17 protein-coding genes and 1 pseudogene are annotated in these 22,076 nt (G+C 66.6%); 4 read left to right on the top strand and 14 right to left on the bottom strand.

Features of this window, described 5'->3' with window-relative positions; all coding sequences use genetic code 11:
• Positions 1 to 1,183 (bottom strand): peptidylprolyl isomerase (locus G3N61_RS30680; RefSeq protein ID WP_205824290.1); only part of this gene is annotated, 1,183 nt, incomplete at its 3' end.
• A 51-nt stretch (positions 1,184 to 1,234) separates the two neighbouring features.
• The gene (locus G3N61_RS30675) at positions 1,235 to 3,595 is read right to left on the bottom strand and encodes an LPS-assembly protein LptD (RefSeq protein ID WP_205824289.1); all 2,361 of its coding nucleotides are present in this window, start codon (positions 3,593 to 3,595) and stop codon (positions 1,235 to 1,237) included.
• 223 nt (positions 3,596 to 3,818) lie between these two features.
• On the opposite strand from G3N61_RS30675, the gene G3N61_RS30670 reads away from it, so the two are divergent.
• Entirely contained in the window at positions 3,819 to 4,868 is a 1,050-nt protein-coding gene (locus G3N61_RS30670; protein WP_205824288.1) for a phosphotransferase, read from the top strand.
• A gap of 31 nt (positions 4,869 to 4,899) precedes the next feature.
• Positions 4,900 to 5,619 carry an N-acetylmuramate alpha-1-phosphate uridylyltransferase MurU gene (gene murU, locus G3N61_RS30665; protein ID WP_205824287.1) on the top strand — a complete coding sequence of 240 codons (720 nt, stop codon included), beginning with the start codon at positions 4,900 to 4,902 and terminating at the stop codon, positions 5,617 to 5,619.
• Between the two features lie 224 nt (positions 5,620 to 5,843).
• Here murU and G3N61_RS30660 read toward each other — a convergent pair whose 3' ends face one another.
• Complete coding sequence (locus tag G3N61_RS30660) at positions 5,844 to 7,715, bottom strand: ABC transporter ATP-binding protein/permease (RefSeq protein WP_043190616.1); 1,872 nt, start codon at positions 7,713 to 7,715, stop codon at positions 5,844 to 5,846.
• 174 nt (positions 7,716 to 7,889) lie between these two features.
• On the opposite strand from G3N61_RS30660, the gene G3N61_RS30655 reads away from it, so the two are divergent.
• On the top strand, positions 7,890 to 8,285 hold the full coding sequence (locus tag G3N61_RS30655) for an acyl-CoA thioesterase (RefSeq protein WP_043190612.1): 396 nt from the start codon (positions 7,890 to 7,892) through the stop codon (positions 8,283 to 8,285).
• Between the two features lie 36 nt (positions 8,286 to 8,321).
• Here the strand turns inward: G3N61_RS30655 and G3N61_RS30650 are convergent, their stop codons facing one another.
• Positions 8,322 to 8,804 carry a nitrate reductase associated protein gene (locus G3N61_RS30650; RefSeq protein WP_043190609.1) on the bottom strand — a complete coding sequence of 161 codons (483 nt, stop codon included), beginning with the start codon at positions 8,802 to 8,804 and terminating at the stop codon, positions 8,322 to 8,324.
• Between the two features lie 121 nt (positions 8,805 to 8,925).
• Here G3N61_RS30650 and fdhD point away from each other — a divergent pair, with 121 nt between their 5' ends.
• On the top strand, positions 8,926 to 9,750 hold the full coding sequence (fdhD, locus tag G3N61_RS30645; protein WP_089451486.1) for a formate dehydrogenase accessory sulfurtransferase FdhD: 825 nt from the start codon (positions 8,926 to 8,928) through the stop codon (positions 9,748 to 9,750).
• A gap of 51 nt (positions 9,751 to 9,801) precedes the next feature.
• On the opposite strand, the gene G3N61_RS30640 is transcribed toward fdhD, so the two are convergent.
• The 10 genes and pseudogenes from G3N61_RS30640 to G3N61_RS30595 form a co-directional block, all read right to left on the bottom strand.
• Positions 9,802 to 10,569 carry an enoyl-CoA hydratase gene (locus tag G3N61_RS30640; RefSeq protein ID WP_043190606.1) on the bottom strand — a complete coding sequence of 256 codons (768 nt, stop codon included), beginning with the start codon at positions 10,567 to 10,569 and terminating at the stop codon, positions 9,802 to 9,804.
• 92 nt (positions 10,570 to 10,661) lie between these two features.
• Positions 10,662 to 11,861: an acetyl-CoA C-acyltransferase gene (locus G3N61_RS30635; protein WP_043190603.1), complete on the bottom strand. Its 1,200-nt coding sequence runs from the start codon at positions 11,859 to 11,861 to the stop codon at positions 10,662 to 10,664.
• Positions 11,862 to 11,888: 27 nt separating this feature from the next.
• Positions 11,889 to 14,324, bottom strand: coding sequence for a 3-hydroxyacyl-CoA dehydrogenase/enoyl-CoA hydratase family protein (locus G3N61_RS30630; RefSeq protein WP_046544448.1), 2,436 nt, complete (start codon positions 14,322 to 14,324; stop codon positions 11,889 to 11,891).
• Positions 14,325 to 14,437: 113 nt separating this feature from the next.
• Positions 14,438 to 16,225 carry an acyl-CoA dehydrogenase C-terminal domain-containing protein gene (locus G3N61_RS30625; protein ID WP_043190599.1) on the bottom strand — a complete coding sequence of 596 codons (1,788 nt, stop codon included), beginning with the start codon at positions 16,223 to 16,225 and terminating at the stop codon, positions 14,438 to 14,440.
• A 58-nt stretch (positions 16,226 to 16,283) separates the two neighbouring features.
• Positions 16,284 to 16,883: a TetR/AcrR family transcriptional regulator gene (locus G3N61_RS30620; protein ID WP_006751498.1), complete on the bottom strand. Its 600-nt coding sequence runs from the start codon at positions 16,881 to 16,883 to the stop codon at positions 16,284 to 16,286.
• Positions 16,884 to 17,083: 200 nt separating this feature from the next.
• Complete coding sequence (gene clsB, locus G3N61_RS30615) at positions 17,084 to 18,358, bottom strand: cardiolipin synthase ClsB (protein ID WP_205824286.1); 1,275 nt, start codon at positions 18,356 to 18,358, stop codon at positions 17,084 to 17,086.
• Positions 18,355 to 18,849, bottom strand: a complete 495-nt coding sequence (gene nudB / locus G3N61_RS30610; RefSeq protein WP_205824285.1) for a dihydroneopterin triphosphate diphosphatase — start codon at positions 18,847 to 18,849, stop codon at positions 18,355 to 18,357. Before nudB ends, clsB begins: the two co-directional genes overlap by 4 nt.
• Before the next feature lie 159 nt (positions 18,850 to 19,008).
• Positions 19,009 to 20,811, bottom strand: coding sequence for an aspartate--tRNA ligase (aspS, locus tag G3N61_RS30605; protein ID WP_011353156.1), 1,803 nt, complete (start codon positions 20,809 to 20,811; stop codon positions 19,009 to 19,011).
• 67 nt (positions 20,812 to 20,878) lie between these two features.
• Positions 20,879 to 21,529: a DUF502 domain-containing protein gene (locus tag G3N61_RS30600; protein WP_011353157.1), complete on the bottom strand. Its 651-nt coding sequence runs from the start codon at positions 21,527 to 21,529 to the stop codon at positions 20,879 to 20,881.
• Between the two features lie 36 nt (positions 21,530 to 21,565).
• A pseudogene (locus G3N61_RS30595) lies at positions 21,566 to 22,076 on the bottom strand (cellulose biosynthesis cyclic di-GMP-binding regulatory protein BcsB); the annotation flags it as partial.

Below are 22,076 nucleotides of genomic sequence, written 5' to 3'. Positions count from 1 at the left end.
GGTGATAACCGTACTCGGTACGAATCGGCTGGCTGACCTGGCCGTCCTGCAGGTTGTTCATCGCACGCTCGAATTCCGGCACGGTCTCGCCCGGGCTGATCCAGCCGAGATCGCCGCCCTGCGATGCCGAGCCGTCCTGCGAGTAGGTGCGCGCGAACTTCGCGAAATCGCCGCCGGCTTCGACCTGGTTGCGGATGTCGGCCAGCTGCTGGCGTGCCTGGCCTTCCGACTTGCCTTCGCCCACGCGCAACAGGATGTGGCGCACGTGCGTCTGGACGATCTTCGGTGCCGCGGCGGACGCGCCCTGGCTCTGGCGACGATCGACGAGACGCACGATCTCGAAGCCGTCAGGCACGCGGATCAGCGTCGGGTTGACCTGGCCCGGGCGCAGCTTCGATGCGGCGTCGACGACGTCGGCCGGCAGCGCGCTCGGCGACTTGAAGCCGAGGTCGCCGCCCTTCTTGGCGTCGTTCGCTTCCGAATTGTTCTTCGCGAGCTTTTCGAAATCGGCGCCCGACTTCGCCTGCTGCAGCAGCGCATCCGCCTTCTTCTGCGCGGCTTCGATGTCGGCCTGCGGCGCGTTGGTCGGTGCCTTGATGAAGATGTGCTGGAAGCGCAGGTCCTGCTGCTGCGACGCGTTCGGCCCGCGCTGGCTCGCGATGTAGTTCACGACCTCGGCGTCCGATACGGTGATCTTGCCGTCGACCTCGCGCTCGCGCAGCTTCGACAGCATCAGTTCGGTGCGCGCATCGCTCGTGAAGATGCTCCAGGGTACGCCTTGCGCCTCGAGACGCGCGCGGTACTGCTCGAGCGTCATGCCGTTCGCCTGCGCGAGGCGCTGCAGCGTGGACTGCACGGTCGCGTCGTCGATGCGGATCCCGTCGTCCTTGGCCTTCTGCACCTGGATACGCTCGAGCACCATCTGGTTCAGCACCTGCGCACGCAGCTGGTCGACCGGCGGCACCGGCGCGTTCTGCTGCTGCAGCCGGCGCGCGATCAGGCCTGCACGCTGGTCGAGTTCGCGGCCCGTGATCACGTCGTTGTTGACGACCGCGACGACTTCGTCGGCGAGCTGCGCACCTTGCGAACCGAGCGCCTGCGCCGCGGCCGGCGCGGCGGCGAGCAGCGCGGCGGCCGCAGCGAGGCTGGACACGACTGCCGCGAAACGAAGGGTTTTCTTCATTGCCACTGGAACTCCATTGAAATCGTGCTGACCGGTGCAGACAAGCCGGCGTTACTCGTAGTTGCTGAAGCGGGACATCGGCGGCGGCGCCGGCGGCAGCGGCGTGTAGCCCGGCACACCGGCACGGAACGCGGACACGAGGCCGTTGTCGACCGTCGACAGGCCCTTGAGCGTCAGCTGCATCATGACTCGCGTCGACGAATTCTGCTGTCCCGACGAATTGATGCCGTTCGCAAACCGCTGCACCCCGACCCCGAGCGCCCAGCAATCCGCGTCGTATTGTAAGCCGACCAGACCGTCGATCACGCGATTGCCGGCGATGTCGTAGTTGAAGCGGCCGATCGCATACAGGCTGCGCGTGAGCGGCCATTGCGCGGACACCAGGAACTGGTTGATCGGCTGGTTGTCGAGCGTGGTGTTCGATCGCGTATAGCGGTAGCCGACGTTGATCACGCGGCGCTCGCCCGGGCTGTAGCCGAAACCGACACTCGACTTCACGAGCTGGTTGTTGTTCTGGTTGTACTGGAACGCCGTCTCCGACATGAAGCCCGAGCCGAGCTTCAGCGCGGCGCCGACGATCAGGTCCGAGTGGCGCGCCTGTGCGGCGGCCTGCCCGGAATTCAGCGTGACGCGCTGATTGGCGAAGTAGTACTGCTGCGCGATCACGAAGCGCGCGCGCTCGTCGCCGGTGCGCGGATCGATGAAGCGCGACGTCAGGCCGGCCGTGATCCGGTTCGCATCGGCGATCCGGTCGTTGCCGACGAACGTGTTCGGCTGGTAGATCTCCGCGAGGCCGAAGTCCGATTCCGCGGTGTCGAACAGCGGCGCGTTCGACTGGTTGCGATACGGCGTGTACACGTAGTACAGGCGCGGCTCGAGGGTCTGGATGAAATCCTGCCCGAACAGGCGCACCGAGCGGTCGAAGATCAGGCCCGAATCGAAGCTCACGGTCGGGATCGACTCGGTGAAGCGCTTCGGGCTGTTCGGCGTGGTCGACGACAGGTAGTTCAGGTCGTACGACGCGAGGTGGTACTGGATCTTCGGCACGACGAAGTAGCCGGGGCCGTACACGCCGTACGCGATATACGGGTTGAAGACGATCCGGTCGCCTTCCGTCGCATCGGCCGTCGTGATGCGGAACCGCGAATAGTCGGCTTCCGCGCCGAAGTCGAAGCCGCCGACGTTGTACTTCGTGTACTTCACGTTCAACTGCGGCTCGCGGCTGTAAGGCGCGATCGACGGCGGCAGCGTCTGCCAGTGCTGGTAGCGCGCGAGCACCGACCACGGGCCGTTGTTGTACGTGAGGCCCGCTTCCTGCTGGTACAGCGTCTGCGTCCCGTTGACGAACTGGTTCGTCGACCCGAGGTCTTCGGGATACGTGTTGTCCGAGACCTTGTTGTAGTAGACGTAACCGCCGAAACCGCCGCCGAAGTTCTGCTGGTGCTGCCAGTAGATCGCGTAGCGGTTGCGGTGCGCAAGCCGGTCATCCGGCAGGTAATTGGCCGTAAACGTGCCCGAATACGACGGCGACAGGTAGCGGAACGTCGCCTCGGCCATCACGCCGCGCCGCGAGATGATGCGCGGCGTGAGCGTCAGATCGCGGTTCGGCGCGATGTTGAAGTAGTACGGCAGCGACAGCTCGAAGCCGTTGTTCGAGCTCATCGAGAACGTCGGCGGCAGCAGGCCGCTGCGCCGCTCGCCCGACAACGGGAACGTCATCCACGGGCTCGCGAAGATCGGCACGCCCTGGAAGAACAGCACGCCGTTGCGCGCGGTGCCTTCGTCGGCGCCCGTATCGAAGTCGAAGCGGCTGCCCTTGATGTACCACGCGGGGTTCGTCGAGCACTGGCACGCTGTGTAGGTGCCGTTGACGAACACCGAGCGCTCGTTGTCGACCATGTCGACGCGCTCCGCGCTGCCCGAGCCGCCCGTCATGTTGAAGTGGTACTTCGGCGCCGTCATGAAGCCCTGGTTCGCCTCGATCTTCAGGTGCGCCTCGGGGCCTGCGAACGACGTACCGCCATTGACCACCTTGACCTGGCCGTACGCATCGGCCATGTCGGTATCCTGATCGTAGTGGATCGCGTCGGCCTTCACGACGGCGTCACCGCGCCGCAGCTCGGCCGAGCCCTTCGCGGCGAGATCCTGCTCGGCCGTCCCGCTCGTGTGGTCGGCGATCACGAAGGCAGCCGGCTTCGCGCCGTCCTTCAGCGGATGATCCTCGAGCTGGGGCGCGAGACGCAGATCCCACGGCGAGTCGAGCGGCTGCGGCTGCGCGGCCGCGCCCGACAGCTGCGCGTACGACACGGCCGGCACGAGGCCGGGCATGGCCAGGAGCGCGAGCGCGAGCCGCCGTTTGCGCGGCGCCCCGTCACCGGGGAAAACATTCGGGAATAGCGGTTTGGGCGGCATCTATCGTTTGGCGAATCGCCCCTTGTCAACCGCGCCGACGCGGCACATTCGCGCACGGCGGGCCGCGCCGTCGCACCGCGACTGCGGCTGAGCGCAAACCGGGGAGGCGATCGGGCGACGGCGCGACAGGCGGCGAGCCGGCACGGCGGAAAGCTGACGCGGGGCGCGTCAAAAAAGTCGTGGGGTATTATATGGCAAGACGTTCCCCCCTCCTCCGAGTTTCATGACGCCCCCATCCGCCGCATCCCAGCCCGACGCCCGCCTCGAAGCGCTCACCGCGTGGCTGCACCCGCTCGCCGAGCGCTACGCACTCGACCTGTCGACCCTCGCGCCCGCCTCGTCGGACGCCAGTTTCCGCCGCTATTTCCGTGTCGCATCGGCCACGAGCGCCGGCGGCACGCTGATCGCCGTCGACGCGCCGCCGCCCGAGAAGTGCCGTGAGTTCGTCCAGGTCGCGCAGCTGCTCGCCGCGGCCGGCGACCACGTGCCCGACGTGCTGGCCCACGATTTCGACGCGGGCTTCATGCTCGTGAACGATCTCGGCCGCACGTCGTACATCTCGGTGCTCGATCCGGCCGACCCGGCCGCCGCCAAGCCGCTGATGCGCGCCGCGCTCGACGCGCTGATCCGCTTCCAGCTGACGTCGAAGCCCGACGTGCTGCCGCCGTTCGACGAGGCATTCCTGCGCCGCGAGATGGAGCTGATGCCCGAATGGTTCGTCGGCCGCCACCTCGGCAAGCCCGTCACCGACGCGATGCGCGGCACGCTCGACCGCACCTTCGCGCTGCTGGTCGCCAGCGCGCACGCGCAGCCGCAGGGTTTCATGCTGCGCGACTTCATGCCGCGCAACCTGATGGTCTGCGAGCCGAACCCGGGCATCCTCGACTTCCAGGACGCCGTCTACGGGCCGCTGACGTACGACGTCGTGTCGCTGCTGCGCGACGCGTTCATCAGCTGGGACGAGGAATTCGAGCTCGACTGCTTCGCGTACTACTGGGAAAAGGCCAAAAAGGCCGGCCTGCCGGTCGACCCCGATTTCGGCGAGTTCTACCGCCAGCTCGAATGGATGGGGCTGCAGCGCCACATCAAGGTGCTCGGCCTGTTCGCGCGCATCAATTACCGCGACGGCAAGCCGCACTACCTGAACGACCTCCCGCGCTTCATCACGTATGCGCGCAAGGTCGCGCTGCGCTACCGCCCGCTCGTGCCGTTCGCGAAGCTGCTCGACGAACTCGAGGGCAACGCGCCGGCCGACGTGGGCTACACGTTCTGACCGTTCCGACTCTCCTGATACCCGGCCGAACATGAGCAACACCCTGACCACGGCGATGATCTTCGCCGCCGGGCGCGGCGAACGGATGCGCCCGCTCACCGACACCCGTCCGAAGCCCCTGCTCGAAGCGGGCGGCAAGCCGCTGATCGTGTGGCAGATCGAAGCGCTCGCGCGCGCAGGCATCGAGACGATCGTGATCAACCACGCGTGGCTCGGCGAGCAGATCGAGGCCGCGCTCGGCGACGGTTCGCGCTGGGGGGTACGGCTCGCGTATTCGGCCGAGGGCGAAGCGCTGGAAACCGCGGGCGGCATCGCGCAGGCATTGCCGCTGCTCGAGCGCGACGGCCAGCCGGCCGTGTTCGCGGCGGTCAGCGGCGATGTGTACTGCGCGTTCGACTACCGGACGCTCGCGCCGCGCGCCGCCCGGATGGCCGCGCTCGACACGCCTGCGATGCACCTCGTGATGGTGCCGAACCCGCCGTTCCACCCGGCCGGCGACTTCGCGCTCGGCGACGACGGCCGCCTGGCGCTCGACGGCGCCGCGCGCTTCACGTTCGGCAACATCGGCGTGTACGACACGCGGATGTTCCGCGATCTCGCACCCGGCACGCGGCGCGCGCTGACGCCGTACTATCGCGCGGCGATCGAAGCCGGCCGCGCGAGCGGCGAACTGTATGAAGGTATCTGGGAGAACGTCGGCACGCCCGCGCAACTGGGCGAGCTCGACGCGCGGCTGCGCGCCGCGGAGTGACCCGCTGACGGGTCGTCAGGTTGATCGATCCGCTGGCGGGTTGATCGACTGGTCCGTTGGCCGGCTGGTTAGCTGACCGACTGGCTGGTTGGCTGACCGGCGAACTGACCGGGTTGGCTAGACCATCCAACCGGTCCAGCGCCCGCCGGGCCATCGTGCCGGCCCGACTCCGCCCATCGAGCGAGCCCCCTCCCGCTGCGCGCCTCCGCGCGCAGCACCGCCGCTCACGCGGCCTCGGCCTCTTCCCCGCCCGCTGCGGCGCGCTGCTGCTGCAGCGCCCACATCTGCGCATACAACCCGTCGGCGCGCACGAGTTCGTCGTGCGTGCCGCGCTCGACGATCCGCCCGTGGTCCATCACGAGGATCTGTTGCGCGTGGACGACCGTCGACAACCGGTGCGCGATCACGAGCGTCGTGCGATGCCGCGCGATCTGGTCGAGCTCGTGCTGGATCGCGCGCTCCGAGCGCGAATCGAGCGCCGACGTCGCTTCGTCGAACAGCAGCACCGGCGGGTTCTTCAGCAGCGTGCGCGCGATCGCGACGCGCTGCTTTTCGCCGCCCGACAGCTTGAGCCCGCGCTCGCCGACCGGCGTGTCATAGCCCTTCGGCAAGCTTTCGATGAAATCGTGGATGTGCGCGGCGCGTGCAGCCGCGATCACCTCGTCACGGGTCGCGGTCGGCCGCCCGTACGCGATGTTGTAATAGATCGAGTCGTTGAACAGCACGGTGTCCTGCGGCACGATCCCGATCGACGCGCGCAGCGAATCCTGCGTGACGTCGCGGATGTCCTGCCCGTCGATCCGGATCGCGCCGCCGGCCTGCCGGTCGAGATCGTAGAAGCGGAACAGCAGCCGCGACAGCGTCGACTTCCCGGAGCCGCTGTGGCCGACCACCGCGGTCGTCGTGCCCGCGTCGATCGTGAACGACACGTCGTGCAGGATCTGCCGCGCCGGCTCGTACGCGAAATTCACGTGCTCGAAGCGCACCTGCGCGCCGGATACCGCAAGCGGCCGCGCATCGGGCAGGTCGGCCACTTCCTTCGCGGCCGACAGCAGCCCGAACATCCGGTCCATGTCGGTGAGGCTCTGCTTCAGCTCGCGATACACGACCCCGAGGAAGTTCAGCGGAATGTACAGCTGCAGCATGAACGTGTTGATCAGCACCAGATCGCCGAGCGTCAGCTTGCCCGCGAGCACGCCCTGCGTCGCACGCCACAGGATGAACACGAGCCCCGTGCCGATGATCGCCTGCTGGCCGAAGTTCAGCACCGACAGCGAATTCTGCGAGCGGATCGCGGCCTTGCGGTAGCGCTTGAGGTTCTCGTCGTAGCGCTGCGCTTCCCACTCCTCGTTGCCGAAATACTTGACCGTCTCGTAGTTGATCAGCGAATCGATCGCCCGCGAGTTCGCGCGCGAATCGAGCTCGTTCATCGTGCGGCGGAAATGCGTGCGCCAGTTGGTGACCTTCACCGTGAACACGATGTAGGTGACCAGCGCCGCGAACGTCACGTACGCGTAATAGGCCTCGTACTTGACCACGAAGAAGCCGAGCACGAGCCCGACCTCGACGAGCGTCGGCAGGATGCTGTACAGCGAATACGAGATCAGCTGCTGGATGCCGCGCGTGCCGCGCTCGATGTCGCGCGACATGCCGCCCGTCTGGCGCTCCAGGTGAAACCGCAGCGACAGCCCGTGCAGGTGCCGGAACACCTGCAGCGCGAGCTGGCGCACCGCGCTCTCGGTGACTTTCGAGAACAGGATTTCGCGCAGCTCGGTAAACAGTGAAGTCGACAGCCGCACGAGCGCATACGCGACGACCAGCAGCCCCACGCCGCCCGCGAGCACGATGCCGGCCGACTGTTCGGCGCGGCCGATCGCGGTGATCTGCTGGACGTAGGACAGGTGGTCGACGATGCGCTTCATCACGACCGGCACGCCGAGGTTCGCGACCTTCGCGCCGATCAGGCAGGCGAGCGCGAGCGCGACGCGCCATTTGTAGGTGGTCAGGTACGGCAGCAACGACCGGATGGTCTGCCAGTCGTTGCGGGGCCCGGTCGAAGCCGGCGCGGGCTCGCCGGAAGCAGGAAATCGGCGCATGGGGGATGGATCGGCGGCGGTGCCGGGCGCGTGCATCGGCGGCCGGCTCGCTCACTTTCTCGTACAATTTGCGAACGTTGTATTGTCGCAGAAGCCGCTTCGCGCCGCTGCCGGCGCCTTCGCCGGCCGGCCTGCGCGCGGCGGCCTATTTATTACAGGATGAAAGCCCCCGCCATGACCGATTCGACCCTCGACCTCCCGCAAAAGCAGCCCGCGCTGCGCGTCGTCCCGCAACCGCATGACGCGAACGTCCACGGCGACGTGTTCGGCGGCTGGATCATGTCGCAGGTCGACATCGCCGGCTCGATCCCCGCGAGCCAGCGCGCGAACGGCCGCGTCGCGACGGTCGCGGTCAACTCGTTCGTGTTCAAGCAGCCGGTGTTCGTCGGCGATCTGCTGAGCTTCTACGCGACCATCACGCGCACCGGCAACACGTCGATCACGGTCGACGTCGAGGTGTACGCGCAGCGCATGCGCCTGATGGGCGAAGTCGTGAAGGTCACCGAAGCGACGCTCACCTACGTCGCGACCGGCCCCGACCGCAAGCCGCGGCAACTGCCGCCGCTCTGACCGGCGCGCGCCGCGACCGCGCGGCGCACGGCCGCGTCAATGCGTGGCCGTCAGCCCGAACTCCCGCATCGCGGGCAGGAAATCGTGGTTCAGCTTCGGCTTGCGCGACAGCTTCACCAGCACGTAGCGCTGGAACGGCGCGAGCCGCTGCCACTGCGCAAGCTCGGGCGCCATCAGCCCGGCCAGCGCGCTCTGCTGCACGAGCGACTCCGGCACGATGTCGGTGGCACGCCAGGTCGGTTGCTCGTCCGGCTGGAACCACGACGGTTCCAGATCGGCATGCGTGCGCAGCATTTCGAACAGCGCGTGATCGAAGTTGGGCTCGATCGCGGTGTCCTCGTCGGCCGGAAAGCGCGCGAGCAGCTTGCGGTCCTCGAGCGGCAGCAACTGCCACTGCTCAAGCGAGATCCGCAGACCGAAACGGTCGAGATTGAAACGCACGATCATCGGAATGTACGTCAAATTTTCCGACGAATCGTGTTCGAAGTTGAATAGCAACGGAGCGTCGCTGAGTCCCATGGTCGTTACCTGACGTGGCGGATGCCGGCGCGGCCGGCCTGCCTGAGGTATTTTAGAACCTCTGCGCGCGGGCGGCGGACACGATTGTCGCCGCCCGTGCTTCGAATCAACGGGAGTGCTCGTGAATCCGACCGAAACAACCGAACCGCGCGGCGCGATTGAATTGTCCGTACGCCGCACCCGCGGCGGCACCGTCGAAGCCGCGCACGACTACGTGGGCCAGGAATGGCCGGTCGCACTCGTGTTCAATGGCATCTCGCACGCGGTGATGATGTGTACGCCGTGCGACCTCGAGGCATTCGCGGTCGGCTTTGCGATTTCGGAGGGGATCGTCGCGCGTGGCAGCGACATCAAGGACATCGAGGTGATCCTGCACGCCGACGCGCCGCTGCCGCATGCGGAAGTCCATCTGGAAGTCGTGCAGCAGGCGTTCGCCGCGCTGAAAGATCGCCGCCGCGTGCTCGCGGGGCGCACCGGCTGCGGCGTCTGCGGGATCGAAAGCATCGACCTGCTCGACCTCGCGCCCGAACGCGTGCCCGATACGGGCTTTCTGGCCCGCCTCGCGCCCGACGCGCTGACCCGCGCGGCACAGGCGCTGCCGGCCCACCAGGCGCTCACGCGACTCACGGGCGGCCTGCACGCGGCCGCGTGGTGCGACGCAACAGGCGCGATCCGGATGGCGTTCGAGGACGTCGGCCGCCACAACGCACTCGACAAGCTGATCGGCTCGCTCGTGCTGTCGCGCGCCGACACGACCGACGGCTTCGTGTTCCTGTCGAGCCGCGCGAGCTACGAGCTCGTGCGCAAGGCCGCGCGGGTCGGCATCCCGCTGGTGGCGACGATCTCCGCCCCGTCGTCGCTCGCGATCGAGATCGCGAAAGCGGCCGGCTTGCGGCTCGTCAGCTTCTGCCGCGAAACCGGCCACGTCGACTACGGCACGGCCTGAGCGCGATCGCGGGCGCGTGCCGGCGGCTCGCCGCCGGCGCGGCCTGCTCCGTCAATCGAACTGACGGAAATCCGGCTTGCGCTTCTCGAAGAACGCCGTCATCGCCTCGCGCGCTTCCGGTGCACGCAGCATCGCGGCGAAGTGGCCCGCTTCCTCGGCCATCCGCGCGGACGTCGCAACACCACCCGTGTCTTTCAGCAGCGCCTTCGTCACGCGCAGCGACGATGCCGGCAGCGCCGCGAGCTTCGCCGCCTGCTTCGCTGCGAACGCGTCGAGCTCGGCGGCCGGCAGCACGCGGTTCACGATGCCGATCCGGTGCGCTTCCAGCGCATCGAACGCCTCGCCGAGCATCAGCTTCTCGGCGGCGACCTGATGGCCGGCCAGGCGCGGCAGCAGCACGCTCGATGCGGCTTCCGGGCACAGCCCGAGCTGCGCGAACGGCAGCGAGAACGTCGCCGTGTCGGCCGCGTACACGAGATCGCAATGCAGCAGCATCGTCACGCCGACGCCGATCGCGATGCCCGGCACCGCGGCCACGATCGGCTTGCTCGCGCTGCTGATCCGCGCGAGAAACTGGAACACCGACGCGTTCTCGTCCTTCGGCGGCGACTTCAGGAAATCCTCGAGATCGTTCCCCGCGGTGAAGTTGCCGTCGCCACCGCGCAACAGGATCACGCGAACTGCCTTGTCTTCCTGGGCTTCGGCGAGTGCGTCGGCCATCGTCTGATACATCGCCGCCGTCAGCGCGTTCTTCTTCGCCGGGCGCGCGATCGTGATCGTCATCACGCCATCGGCGCGTTCCACTTGAATTTCGGCCACAACCGTCTCCTTTGACTTTCCTCTATCGGAATGAAAAAACGGTGCGCGAGCTCGTGGCCCGCGCACCGTCGTCGCTGTTCGTCCCGCTCCGCTTACAGGCGTTCGATGATGCCCGCGGCGCCCATGCCGGTGCCGACGCACATCGTGACCATCCCGTACTTCAGGTTGCGGCGACGCAGGCCGTGCACGACGGTCGCCGCGCGGATCGCGCCGGTCGCGCCGAGCGGGTGGCCGAGTGCGATCGCGCCGCCCATCGGGTTGACCTTCGACGGGTCGAGGCCGAGGTCGCGCATCACCGCCAGCGATTGCGCGGCGAACGCTTCGTTCAGCTCGATCCAGTCGAGATCGTCCTGCTTCAGGCCGGCGGCCTTCAGCGCGGCCGGAATCGCTTCCTTCGGACCGATGCCCATGATTTCCGGCGGCACGCCACGCACCGCGAAGCTCACGAAGCGCGCGAGCGGCGTCAGGTTGAATTCCTTCAGCACCTTCTCCGACACGACGAGCAGCGCACCCGCGCCGTCCGACGTCTGCGAGCTGTTGCCGGCCGTGACCGAGCCCTTGTTCGCGAACACCGTGCGCAGCTTCGCGAGGCCTTCGATCGACGTATCCGCGCGCGGACCTTCGTCGAGCGCGATCTCGCGCGTCTTCACGTCGACTTCACCGGTCGCGAGGTTCGGGAAGCGCTCGGTGATCGTGTATGCGGCGATCTCGTCGTTGAACTCGCCGGCCTGCTGCGCGGCGAGTGCCTTGCGGTGCGACTCGACCGAGAACGCGTCCTGGTCTTCGCGGCTCACCTTCCACTGCTCCGCGACGCGCTCGGCCGTCAGGCCCATCCCGTACGCGATGCCGAAGTCTTCGTTGCGATCGAAGATGTGCGGCGACATCGACGGCTTGTTGCCCATCATCGGCACCATGCTCATCGATTCGCAGCCACCCGCGAAGATCGCGTCCGATTCACCGACGCGGATGCGGTCGGCCGCCATCGCCAGCGCCGTGATGCCCGACGCGCAGAAGCGGTTGACCGTCACGCCGCCGACCGTCTGCGGCAGGCCTGCGAGCAGCGCGCCCATCCGCGCGACGTTCAGGCCCTGCTCGGCTTCCGGAATCGCACAGCCGATGATCGCGTCCTCGATCAGCTTCGTGTCGAAGCCCGGCACCTGCGCCACCGCCGACTTGATCGCGTGCACCAGCAGCTCGTCCGGGCGCGTGTTCTTGAAGACACCGCGCGGGGCCTTGCCGATCGGCGTGCGGCTGGCGGCGACGATGTATGCGTCTTGCAATTGTTTGCTCATTTGAGACTCCTTGCCTTATCCGCTCGCTCAGTTACGCACCGGCTTGCCGGTCTGCAACATGCCCATGATCCGTTCCTGCGTCTTCTGCGTGCCGAGCAGCTCGACGAACGCGCGACGCTCCAGCGCGAGCAGCCACTGCTCGTCGACCAGGCTGCCGGCTTCGACGTCGCCGCCGCACACGGCTTCGGCGATGCGGCTCGCGATCAGGTAGTCGTGGTCGCTGATGAAGCGGCCGTCACGCATGTTGACGAGCGATGCCTTGATCGTCGCGATCGCCGAACGGCCTGCGACCGGCACGTCCTTCGCGCGCAGCGGTGCGCGGTAGCCGGTGGCGGCCAGCGCGCGCGCTTCCTTCTTCGCGGTGTCGAGCAGTTCGAACACGTTGAAGATGATCGTGTCGGACGGCTTCACGTAGCCCATCGCACGTGCATCGTGCGCGGACGCCGAGACCTTCGCCATCGCCGCGTTCTCGAACGACTTCGTGACGAACTTCAGGATGTCGGTGGTCGCGTTCGCGGCCGTGGCGGCGTCCGCTGCGCGCAGCGCCGCTTCCTTCAGGCCGCCGCCCGCCGGCACGAGGCCGACGCCCACTTCGACGAGGCCGATGTAGCTCTCGACGTGCACGACGCGCTTCGCGCTGTGCAGCATCAGCTCGCACCCGCCGCCGAGCGCGATGCCCGACACGGCTGCGACGACCGGCACGTTCGCGTACTTCACGCGCAGCATGCCTTCCTGGAACTTCTTCACGAACGGCTCGATACCCTTCGCGCCGCCCATCATGAACGCGGGCATCGCCTCTTCGAGGTTCGCGCCGGCCGAGAACGGGCCGCCCGGCGTGCCGAGCTTCAGCGACGTCGGTTGCCAGATCACGACGCCCTTGTAGTCCTTCTCCGCGAGTTCGATCGCCTGCACGAGGCCGTCGATCACGCTCGGTCCGATCGTGTTCATCTTCGACTTGAACGACACGATCACGACGTCGTCTTCACCCGCACGGTCGTCGACCCACGCGCGTACCGCGTCGGTCTCGAACAGCGTCTTGCCGTACGTCTTCGGATCGGCACCCGCTTCGCCGAGCAGCGGCGCGCGGAATACCTGCTTGTCGTAGACAGCGAGATCCGAACGCGGCACGAAGCGCTTCGCTGCCGGCGCCCACGAGCCTTCGGCCGTGTGCACACCACCCTTCTCGGCGACTGCGCCTTCGAGCACCCACGACGGCAGCGGCACGTTCGCGAGGGCCTTGCCGGCCGCGATGTCTTCCTGCACCCACTCGGCGACCTGCTTCCAGCCGGCAGCCTGCCAGCCTTCGAACGGGCCTTCGTTCCAGCCGAAGCCCCAGCGGATCGCGAGGTCGACGTCGCGCGCGTTGTCGGCGATCGACTCGAGATGCACGCCGATGTAGTGGAACACGTCGCGGAAGATCGACCACAGGAACTGCGCGTGCGGATGGTCCGTTTCACGCAGCAGCTTCAGGCGTTCTGCCGGCGGGCGCTTCAGGATGCGGCCGACGGTTTCGTCCGCCTTCGCGCCCGAATCCACGTAGGTGCCCGTCTTCGCGTCGAGCACCTTGATCGCCTTGCCTTCCTTCTTGTAGAAACCGCCGCCCGTCTTCTGGCCGAGCGCGCCCTGCTTCACCAGTTCGGCGAGCACGGCAGGCGTCTGGTAGACCGGGAAGAACGGATCGTCGGCGAGGTTGTCCTGCATCGTCTTGATCACGTGCGCCATCGTGTCGAGGCCGACCACGTCCGCGGTGCGGAACGTTGCCGACTTCGCGCGGCCGAGGCGGCTGCCCGTCAGGTCGTCGACTTCGTCGAAGCGCAGGCCGAACTTCGCGGCCTCGGTGATCACCGCGAGGATCGAGAAGATGCCGACGCGGTTCGCGATGAAGTTCGGCGTGTCCTTCGCGCGCACGACGCCCTTGCCGACGATGCTCGTCAGGAACGTCTCGAGCTGGTCGAGGATCTCCGGACGCGTATGCGCGGTCGGGATCAGTTCGACGAGGTGCATGTAACGCGGCGGGTTGAAGAAGTGCACGCCGCAGAAGCGCGACTTCAGCTCGTCCGAGAAACCTTCGGACAGTTTCGTGATCGACAGGCCCGACGTGTTGGTCGCGAAGATCGCGTTCGGCGCGATGTGCGGTGCGACCTTCTTGTACAGGTCGTGCTTCCAGTCCATCCGCTCGGCGATCGCTTCGATCACGACGTCGCACTCGGCGAGCTTCGCGATGTCGTCTTCGTAGTTCGCTGCTTCGAGGTACTTTGCGTCGTCCTTCACGCCGAACGGCGCGGGCGACAGCTTCTTCAGGTTCTCGATCGCCTTCAGCGCGATCGCGTTTTTCGGGCCTTCCTTGGCCGGCAGGTCGAACAGCAGCACCGGCACGCGCGCGTTGATGAGGTGCGCGGCGATCTGCGCGCCCATCACGCCGGCGCCCAGCACGGCGACCTTGCGAATCAGGAAATTGCTCACGGGATGTCTCCGGATAGTGTCGTGCAGCGCGGGAGGGGTGGGCTGCACGGCGAAGTGAGTACCAGGAACCGTTGCGTTCGGGCGGCGCGCATCGCGCCCCGCCCGGTCTCGCGTCAGAACAGCGATTCGTCGACTTCCATCATCGTCTTCGAACCGGCGCGTGCGGCGCGGATCGTCGACGCCGTCTCGGGCAGCAGGCGTGCGAAGTAGAAGCGTGCGGTCGCGAGCTTCGACTTGTAGAACGGATCGCCCGACGCTTCCTTGTCGAGTGCGAGGCGCGCCATGCGCGCCCAGAAGTACGAGAACACCAGGTGGCCGACGGTGCGCAGGTACGGCACGGCGGCAGCGCCGACTTCGTCCGGGTTCTGCATCGCCTTCATGCCGATTTCCATCGTCAGCTTCTGCACCTTGTCGCCGATGTCGGCGAGCGGGTTGATGAACTCGGCCATTTCCGGCTTCACGCCTTCGGCTTCCGCGAATTCCGTGACGAGCTTGCCGAACTTCTTCAGCTTCGCGCCCATGTCGCCGAGCACCTTGCGGCCCAGCAGGTCGAGCGACTGGATCGAGTTCGTGCCTTCGTAGATCATGTTGATCCGCGCGTCGCGCACGTATTGCTCCATGCCCCACTCGGAGATGAAGCCGTGGCCGCCGTAGATCTGCATCGCGTGGTTGGTCGACTCGAACGCGTTGTCGGTCAGGAACGCCTTGATGATCGGCGTGAGCAGCGCGACGAGATCGGCCGCTTCCTTGCGCACCGCTTCGTCACCGTGCGACAGTTCCTTGTCGATCTGCAGCGCGGACCAGTACGTGAACGCGCGCGCGCCTTCGGCGTAGGCCTTCTGCGTGAGCAGCATGCGGCGCACGTCCGGGTGCACGATGATCGGGTCGGCCGGTTTGTCCGGTGCCTTCGGGCCCGTCAGCGAACGCATCTGCAGGCGTTCCTTCGCGTACGTGAGCGAGTTCTGGTACGCGACTTCCGTGAGGCCGAGGCCCTGCATGCCGACGCCGAGACGCGCGGCATTCATCATCACGAACATCGCGTTCAAGCCCTTGTTCGGCTCGCCGACCATCCAGCCCTTCGCGCCGTCGAGGTTCATCACGCACGTCGAGTTGCCGTGGATGCCCATCTTGTGCTCGATCGAGCCGCACTTGATGCCGTTGCGCTCGCCCGGCTCGCCCGCTGCATCGGGGATGAACTTAGGCACGATGAACAGCGAGATCCCCTTGGTGCCCTGCGGCGCTTCCGGCAGGCGCGCGAGCACGAGGTGGACGATGTTCTTCGACATGTCGTGCTCGCCGCTCGAGATGAAGATCTTCGTGCCGCTGATCGAGTACGAGCCGTCGCCGTTGGGTTCGGCCTTGGTGCGCAGGATGCCGAGGTCGGTGCCGCAGTGCGGCTCGGTCAGGCACATCGTGCCCGTCCATTCGCCCGTCACGAGCTTCGGCAGGTAGCGCTGCTGCAGTTCCGGCGCGCCGTGTGCGTGCAGGCACTCGTAGGCGCCGTGCGACAGGCCCGGATACATCGTCCATGCCTGGTTCGCCGAGTTCAGCATTTCGTAGAGCGCGTTGTTCACGAACGCGGGCAGGCCCTGGCCGCCGTAGTCCGGATCGCAGCCGAGTGCCGGCCAGCCGGCCTCGACGTACTGCTGGTAGGCTTCCTTGAAGCCGGTCGGGGTCTTCACGACGCCGTCGCCTTCATACGTGCAGCCTTCGCGGTCGCCGACCTGGTTCAGCGGGAACAGTACCTCGGAGCAGAACTTGCCCGCTTCCTCGAGGACCTGGTTGATCGTGTCGGCGTCGAGGTCCGCATGCTTGGGCATTTGCTTGACTTCGGCTTCGACGTTCAGAAGCTCGTGCAACACGAATTGCATGTCGCGCAGCGGCGCGGCGTACTGTCCCATGACTCTCTCCAAAGGTGGGCAAAACGGCTCGAGCTCCTGGCGGGCGGATCACGCGCCGCTAACGGCTCTCGCTCTGATACGAAACAATCGTCTTTTCCAGCGCGGCCCACGTGAGGCGCACGGCGTCCGGCGAATGCAGGAAGCGTGCGTCGTGATGCAGGCCGAGCGTGAAGCTGTACAACTCGAAGAGCATCAGGTCCGGATCCGTATCCGCACGCAGATGGCCTTCTTCCTTCGCCTGCGAAATGGCACGCAGCATCGCGGCACGCCAGGCCGTCACGCTTGCGATCAACTGCTCGCGCACGGGGCTGTCAGGCCGGTCGTCGTACTCGACGGCACCGCTGATGTAGATGCATCCGGTCGTTACCTCCTGGATGCGCTTCTCCGTCCAGCGGGCCAGCATCGCCCGAAGGCGCGGCAAGCCTCGCGGCTCGCGCAGGCTCGGAAAGAACACCTCGTTTTCGAAACGATGGTGATACTCGCGGACGACCTCGACCTGCAGGTCCTCACGCGATCCGAAGTGCGCGAACACACCGCTCTTGCTCATCTGCATGCGCTCGGCCAGCAGGCCGATCGTCAGCCCCTCCAGCCCATCACGGCTGGCGAGGTCCAAAGCAGCTTCAAGTATCGCGGCACGCGTCTGTTCGCCTTTTCGCATAGCTATTTCTGTAACCGTTCGGGGGTTCGAATAAAATCGAACGGCCGTACTATTATTGAGTGCGGCCGCTCGCGAAACAAGGAAATTATTAGAAACCGGTGTCTAACCGAGCCGCTATTTTGCGCGATTCCGGCGGGACCGGAGCGGCTTTTCCGCACGAACGTGCGGACAGATTTTTTGAAGCGAACGCTTAGTCTTCGTCAGTCGTAACCACCGACCGTCAGCGCCTTCATCACGACGCGATACGCCGTATAGGCGAGCCAGTTCAGCATGCGCTCGATGCGCGGGCGCGCGGCGAATCGTGCGGGGTCGATTTCCCGACCGTCGGCGAACGCGGCCGCGATCGCGTCGCGCAGTTCGTTCGTGACAGCATCGTAGCGCACCAGCACGACATTCGCCTCATTGTTCAACATCAGGCTCAGCGCGTCCAGGTTCGACGAGCCGACCGTCGCCCAATTGTCGTCGATCACGGCCACCTTGCCGTGCAGCATCGTCTTGTCGTATTCGGCCACGCGCACGCCCGCGCGCAGCAGCGCGTGATAGAGGAACGGCACGGCCGTATCGAGTGCCGCGAATTCCTTGCGGCCGATCAGGATCCGCACGTCGACGCCGCGTCGCGCGGCGCCCGTCAGCGCACGGCGCAGCTTGCGGCCGGGCATGAAGTACGGATTGGCGAGCAGGATCCGCTGGCGCGCCTGGCCGATCGCCGCGAGATACGCCTTCTCGATCGCGCGGCGATTCACGACGTTGTCGCGCGCGACGAACGCGACGCTCGGCTCCGTCACGACCCGCAGCGCGCCGGCCTTGATCCAGCGGTGGCTGCGCATCCAGCGCCGGAACATCTCGGGGAATGCTTCGCCGCCATACAGCCCGGCCGCGTATTGCGCATACGGCTTGTGACCGAACATGATCCGGTGCCACTGCAGTTCGAACGCGGCGCGCACGTCGGACACCGCGGGCCCCGCCATCTCGACCGCGAAATCCCAGCGCGGAAACGGCAGCGTCGTGCCGCCCTGCGCGTAGTCGTCGATGATGTTGATGCCGCCGCAGAACGCGACCGCGTGATCGATCACCGCGAGCTTGCGATGCGTGCGCGAGAAGCCGAAGCGGCCGAACAGGAAACGGTTGTAGATGCAGTGCTCGACGCCGGCCTCGCCCCACGTGTCGAACAACGGCAGGCGGGCGGTGCCGATGCCGTCGGTGATCACGCGTACGCGCACGCCACGCTGCGCCGCGCGGATCAACGCGTCCGACACCGGCCGGCCGGCCGCGTCGTCGCAGAAGATGTAGGTTTCGAGCATCACCTGCTCGCGTGCGGCATCGATCCGTTCGATCAGCGCCCGGAAGAATGCGCCGCCGCCCTCGCACAACCGCACGGTGTTGCCCGACGTGAAGGCGAGCCGCGACGCGGAACCGCGTTCCTGCAGGAACATCTGCCGCAATTGCGCGAAGCGCTTGCGGGCTTCCGCCGTCATGCGGACGAGCCGTGCGGCGCGCGCAACAGTGCCGCGCGCGCGGGCAATTGCAGGATCGCCTCGGCGTTCGACGGCGAGAAGCAGCGCGCGGCCGCCTCGCGGAACGGCAGCCACGCATGGTCGACATGCTCGCGCGGCGACAGCGTCACGTCGACGCGATGCGGCACGCACAGGCCGAACCAGTGCTCGGTGTTGCGCGTGACGCCCGGCGCATAGCGGTGCAGGTATTGCGGATAGATCGTGTATTCGATCCGGTGGCGCCAGTCGACGAGCGCGCCGGGCGGCACGTCCGGCGTGCCGATCGCGATGCCGGTTTCCTCGGCCACTTCGCGCGCGGCGGTGACCGCGAGCGGCTCGTCGAGCGCGTCCTTCGAGCCCGTCACCGATTGCCAGAAATCAGGCTGGTCGGCACGCTTGATCACGAGCACATCGAGGTCGGGCGTGTAGATCACGACAAGAACGGATTCGGGGATTTTCGGCGGCTTCGTCATCTTTATTTCATGCGGCACGGGGCCGCGCGCCGGGCAAATGCTCCGAACGGGCGGCAAGTGCTGCGACTGTACCGCAAAAAACGAAAAAGGCGCATCGCTGCGCCTTTTTCATGTGCGTCGTGTGCGCGTGAACGCACACACGACCGGGTACGAAGCGCGTTACGCCTTCGGTTGCTCCGGCTGACGCAGACGGATGTGCAGTTCGCGCAGCTGACGCTCGTCGACCGGGCTCGGTGCTTGCGTGAGCAGATCCTGCGCGCGCTGCGTCTTCGGGAACGCGATCACGTCGCGGATCGAATCGGCGCCGGCCATCATCGTGACGATGCGGTCGAGACCGAAGGCGATACCACCGTGCGGCGGCGCGCCGTACTGCAGTGCGTCCAGCAGGAAGCCGAACTTCAGCTGCGCTTCTTCCGCGCCGATCTTCAGCGCGCGGAACACCTTGCTCTGCACTTCCTCGCGGTGGATACGCACCGAGCCGCCGCCGATTTCCCAGCCGTTCAGCACCATGTCGTACGCCTTCGCGAGGCAACGGCCCGGATCGGTCTCGAGGTACTCGAGGTGCTCGTCCTTCGGGCTCGTGAACGGGTGGTGCGCAGCGACGTAGCGCGCATCTTCGTCGTCGTATTCGAACATCGGGAAGTCGACGACCCACAGCGGCTTCCAGCCGGCATGGACGAGGCCGTTCGCCTTGCCGAATTCCGAATGGCCGATCTTCAGGCGCAGTGCGCCGAGGCTGTCGTTGACGACCTTCGCGCGGTCGGCCGCGAAGAAGATGATGTCGCCGTCTTCCGCGCCGGTGCGCTCGAGGATCGCCGCGATCGATGCATCGTGCAGGTTCTTGACGATCGGGCTCTGCAGGCCGTCACGGCCCTTCGCCTTCTCGTTGACCTTGATCCAGGCGAGACCCTTCGCGCCGTAGATGCGCACGAATTCGGTGTAGCCGTCGATGTCGCCACGCGACAGCTCGCTGCCCTTCGGCACGCGCAGTGCCGCGACGCGGCCGTCCTTCGCGTTGGCCGGCGTGCTGAACACCTTGAAGTCGACGTCCTTCATCGCGTCGGTCAGCTCGGTGAATTCGAGCTGCACGCGCAGGTCCGGCTTGTCCGAACCGAAACGCGCCATCGCTTCCGAGTACGGCATCACCGGGAAGGTCGCGTCGAGTTCGACGTCGATCGTCGTCTTGAAGATGTGACGGATCATGTCTTCGAACAGGTCACGGATTTCCTGCTCGCCGAGGAACGACGTTTCGCAGTCGATCTGCGTGAATTCCGGCTGACGGTCGGCACGGAGGTCTTCGTCGCGGAAGCACTTGGTGATCTGGTAGTAACGGTCGAAGTTCGCGACCATCAGCAGCTGCTTGAACAGCTGCGGCGACTGCGGCAGCGCGAAGAACTGGCCCGCGTTCGTGCGCGACGGCACGAGGTAGTCGCGCGCGCCTTCCGGCGTGCTCTTCGTCAGCATCGGCGTTTCGATGTCGATGAAGCCCTGCTCGTCGAGGTACTTGCGCGCTTCGATCGCGACGCGGTAGCGCAGGCGCAGGTTGTGCTGCATCTGCGGACGGCGCAGGTCGAGCACGCGGTGCGTGAGGCGCGTCGTTTCCGACAGGTTGTCGTCGTCGAGCTGGAACGGCGGCGTGACCGATGCGTTCAGCACGTTCAGTTCGTGGCACAGCACTTCGATCTTGCCGCTCTTCAGGCCGGCGTTGACCGTGCCTTCCGGACGGTTGCGCACGAGGCCCTTGATCTGCACGCAGAACTCGTTGCGCACGCCTTCGGCGGTCGCGAACATTTCCGCGCGATCCGGGTCGCACACCACCTGCACGAGGCCTTCACGATCGCGCAGGTCGATGAAGATCACACCGCCGTGATCGCGGCGGCGCTGCACCCAGCCGCACAGCGACACGGTTTGGCCCAGCAGGTGTTCGGTCACGAGACCGCAGTATTCAGTACGCATCGACATGATGTTTGCTTTCGTTCGGTTTGATCAACGGGCGCCGCAACGCGCGGCCCGGGCGATGATTCTTTACTTACAGCGGCGGCTCGACGGGGCGGCGTGCAGGCGCCGGAGCCGGCGCCGGGGGCGCCACCACGCCCATCGAGACGATGTACTTGAGCGCGGCATCGACCGACATGTCGAGTTCGATGACTTCGCTCTTCGGCAGCATCAGGAAGAAGCCCGACGTCGGGTTCGGCGTCGTCGGGATATAGACGCTCACGTATTCTTCCGTCAGATGATTGAGCACGTCGCCGCCCGGCGTGCCGGTCAGAAACGCGATCGTATACGAGCCGCGGCGCGGGTATTCGATCAGCAGCGCCTTGCGGAACGCGTTGCCGCTGCTCGACAGCAGCGTGTCCGACACCTGCTTGACGCTCGTGTAGATCGGCCCGACGACCGGGATGTGACGCACCACGGCGTTCCACCACGTGACGAGCTTCTGGCCGATGAAGTTCCGCGTGGCCAGCCCGACGACGAAGATGAACGCGAGCGTCAGCACCGCGCCGATCCCCGGCAGATGGAAGCCGAGCATCCGCTCGGGCTGCCACGATTCGGGCAGCAGGAGCAGCGTCTGGTCCATCGTGCCGATGATGAGACCGAGCACCCACAGCGTGATCGCGAGCGGGACGAGAACCAGCAGGCCGGTCAGAAACACCGATTTCAGGGTCGTCTTTTTCATCATCTGCCGTCAATGAACCGCGCCGGTGGCGCGGGTTGGTCGCACCCGGCCGTTGTCGCGCCGGTCGAAGAACGGCGCGGGCAGCAGCGCGAGATCGTTCGGCAGGCGGACCGGCGATTCGTCGAGGATCAGCTCGCTCTTCGGGCTCACGTCGGCCCACAGCGCCGAGTTCGACGGATCCTCGCAATGGTCGAGCGTGTAGTGCGCGATCAGGCGCAGGCCGATCTGGTTGAAATCCGAGAAGTAGCGCGGATCGATCGGGATTTCCTGCGTGACCGTGCGGCCCGCCTGCGCGGCGTCGAACGGGACGGTCGCGATGACCTCGCCGTTCACCGACACCTTCAGGTGCGACATCGGGAACACCAGCGACGGCGAATACGCGTAGGTCAGGCGCAGCCGCGCGCCGGTGACCACGCGATCGAGCCGCACGCCCGCATTGATCGTGCGCGCGTCGTCGGCGCCGCGCAGGCGCAGCGGATCGAACGCACCGAGCAACGCGAACGGCAGGTGCACCGTCGTCGCCGGCAGGCCGGCGGGCGGCACGCCGGCC

This window comes from Burkholderia sp. Ac-20349 (assembly GCF_017104865.1).
Lineage (GTDB): Bacteria > Pseudomonadota > Gammaproteobacteria > Burkholderiales > Burkholderiaceae > Burkholderia > Burkholderia aenigmatica.
Note: the sequence above shows the minus strand (reverse complement) of the source record. Positions and strands in the feature narration are given on the sequence as shown.

Excerpts from the sequence above, each read along its gene's own strand:
- G3N61_RS30670 (WP_205824288.1), top strand. The coding sequence starts at position 3,819 with ATGACGCCCCCATCCGCCGCATCCCAGCCCGACGCCCGCCTCGAAGCG.
- murU (WP_205824287.1), top strand. The coding sequence starts at position 4,900 with ATGAGCAACACCCTGACCACGGCGATGATCTTCGCCGCCGGGCGCGGC.
- G3N61_RS30675 (WP_205824289.1), bottom strand. The coding sequence starts at position 3,595 with ATGCCGCCCAAACCGCTATTCCCGAATGTTTTCCCCGGTGACGGGGCG.
- G3N61_RS30635 (WP_043190603.1), bottom strand. The coding sequence starts at position 11,861 with ATGAGCAAACAATTGCAAGACGCATACATCGTCGCCGCCAGCCGCACG.
- G3N61_RS30620 (WP_006751498.1), bottom strand. The coding sequence starts at position 16,883 with ATGCGAAAAGGCGAACAGACGCGTGCCGCGATACTTGAAGCTGCTTTG.
- G3N61_RS30625 (WP_043190599.1), bottom strand. The coding sequence starts at position 16,225 with ATGGGACAGTACGCCGCGCCGCTGCGCGACATGCAATTCGTGTTGCAC.
- G3N61_RS30650 (WP_043190609.1), bottom strand. The coding sequence starts at position 8,804 with ATGGGACTCAGCGACGCTCCGTTGCTATTCAACTTCGAACACGATTCG.
- aspS (WP_011353156.1), bottom strand. The coding sequence starts at position 20,811 with ATGTCGATGCGTACTGAATACTGCGGTCTCGTGACCGAACACCTGCTG.
- clsB (WP_205824286.1), bottom strand. The coding sequence starts at position 18,358 with ATGACGGCGGAAGCCCGCAAGCGCTTCGCGCAATTGCGGCAGATGTTC.
- G3N61_RS30600 (WP_011353157.1), bottom strand. The coding sequence starts at position 21,529 with ATGATGAAAAAGACGACCCTGAAATCGGTGTTTCTGACCGGCCTGCTG.
- G3N61_RS30660 (WP_043190616.1), bottom strand. The coding sequence starts at position 7,715 with ATGCGCCGATTTCCTGCTTCCGGCGAGCCCGCGCCGGCTTCGACCGGG.
- G3N61_RS30655 (WP_043190612.1), top strand. The coding sequence starts at position 7,890 with ATGACCGATTCGACCCTCGACCTCCCGCAAAAGCAGCCCGCGCTGCGC.
- nudB (WP_205824285.1), bottom strand. The coding sequence starts at position 18,849 with ATGACGAAGCCGCCGAAAATCCCCGAATCCGTTCTTGTCGTGATCTAC.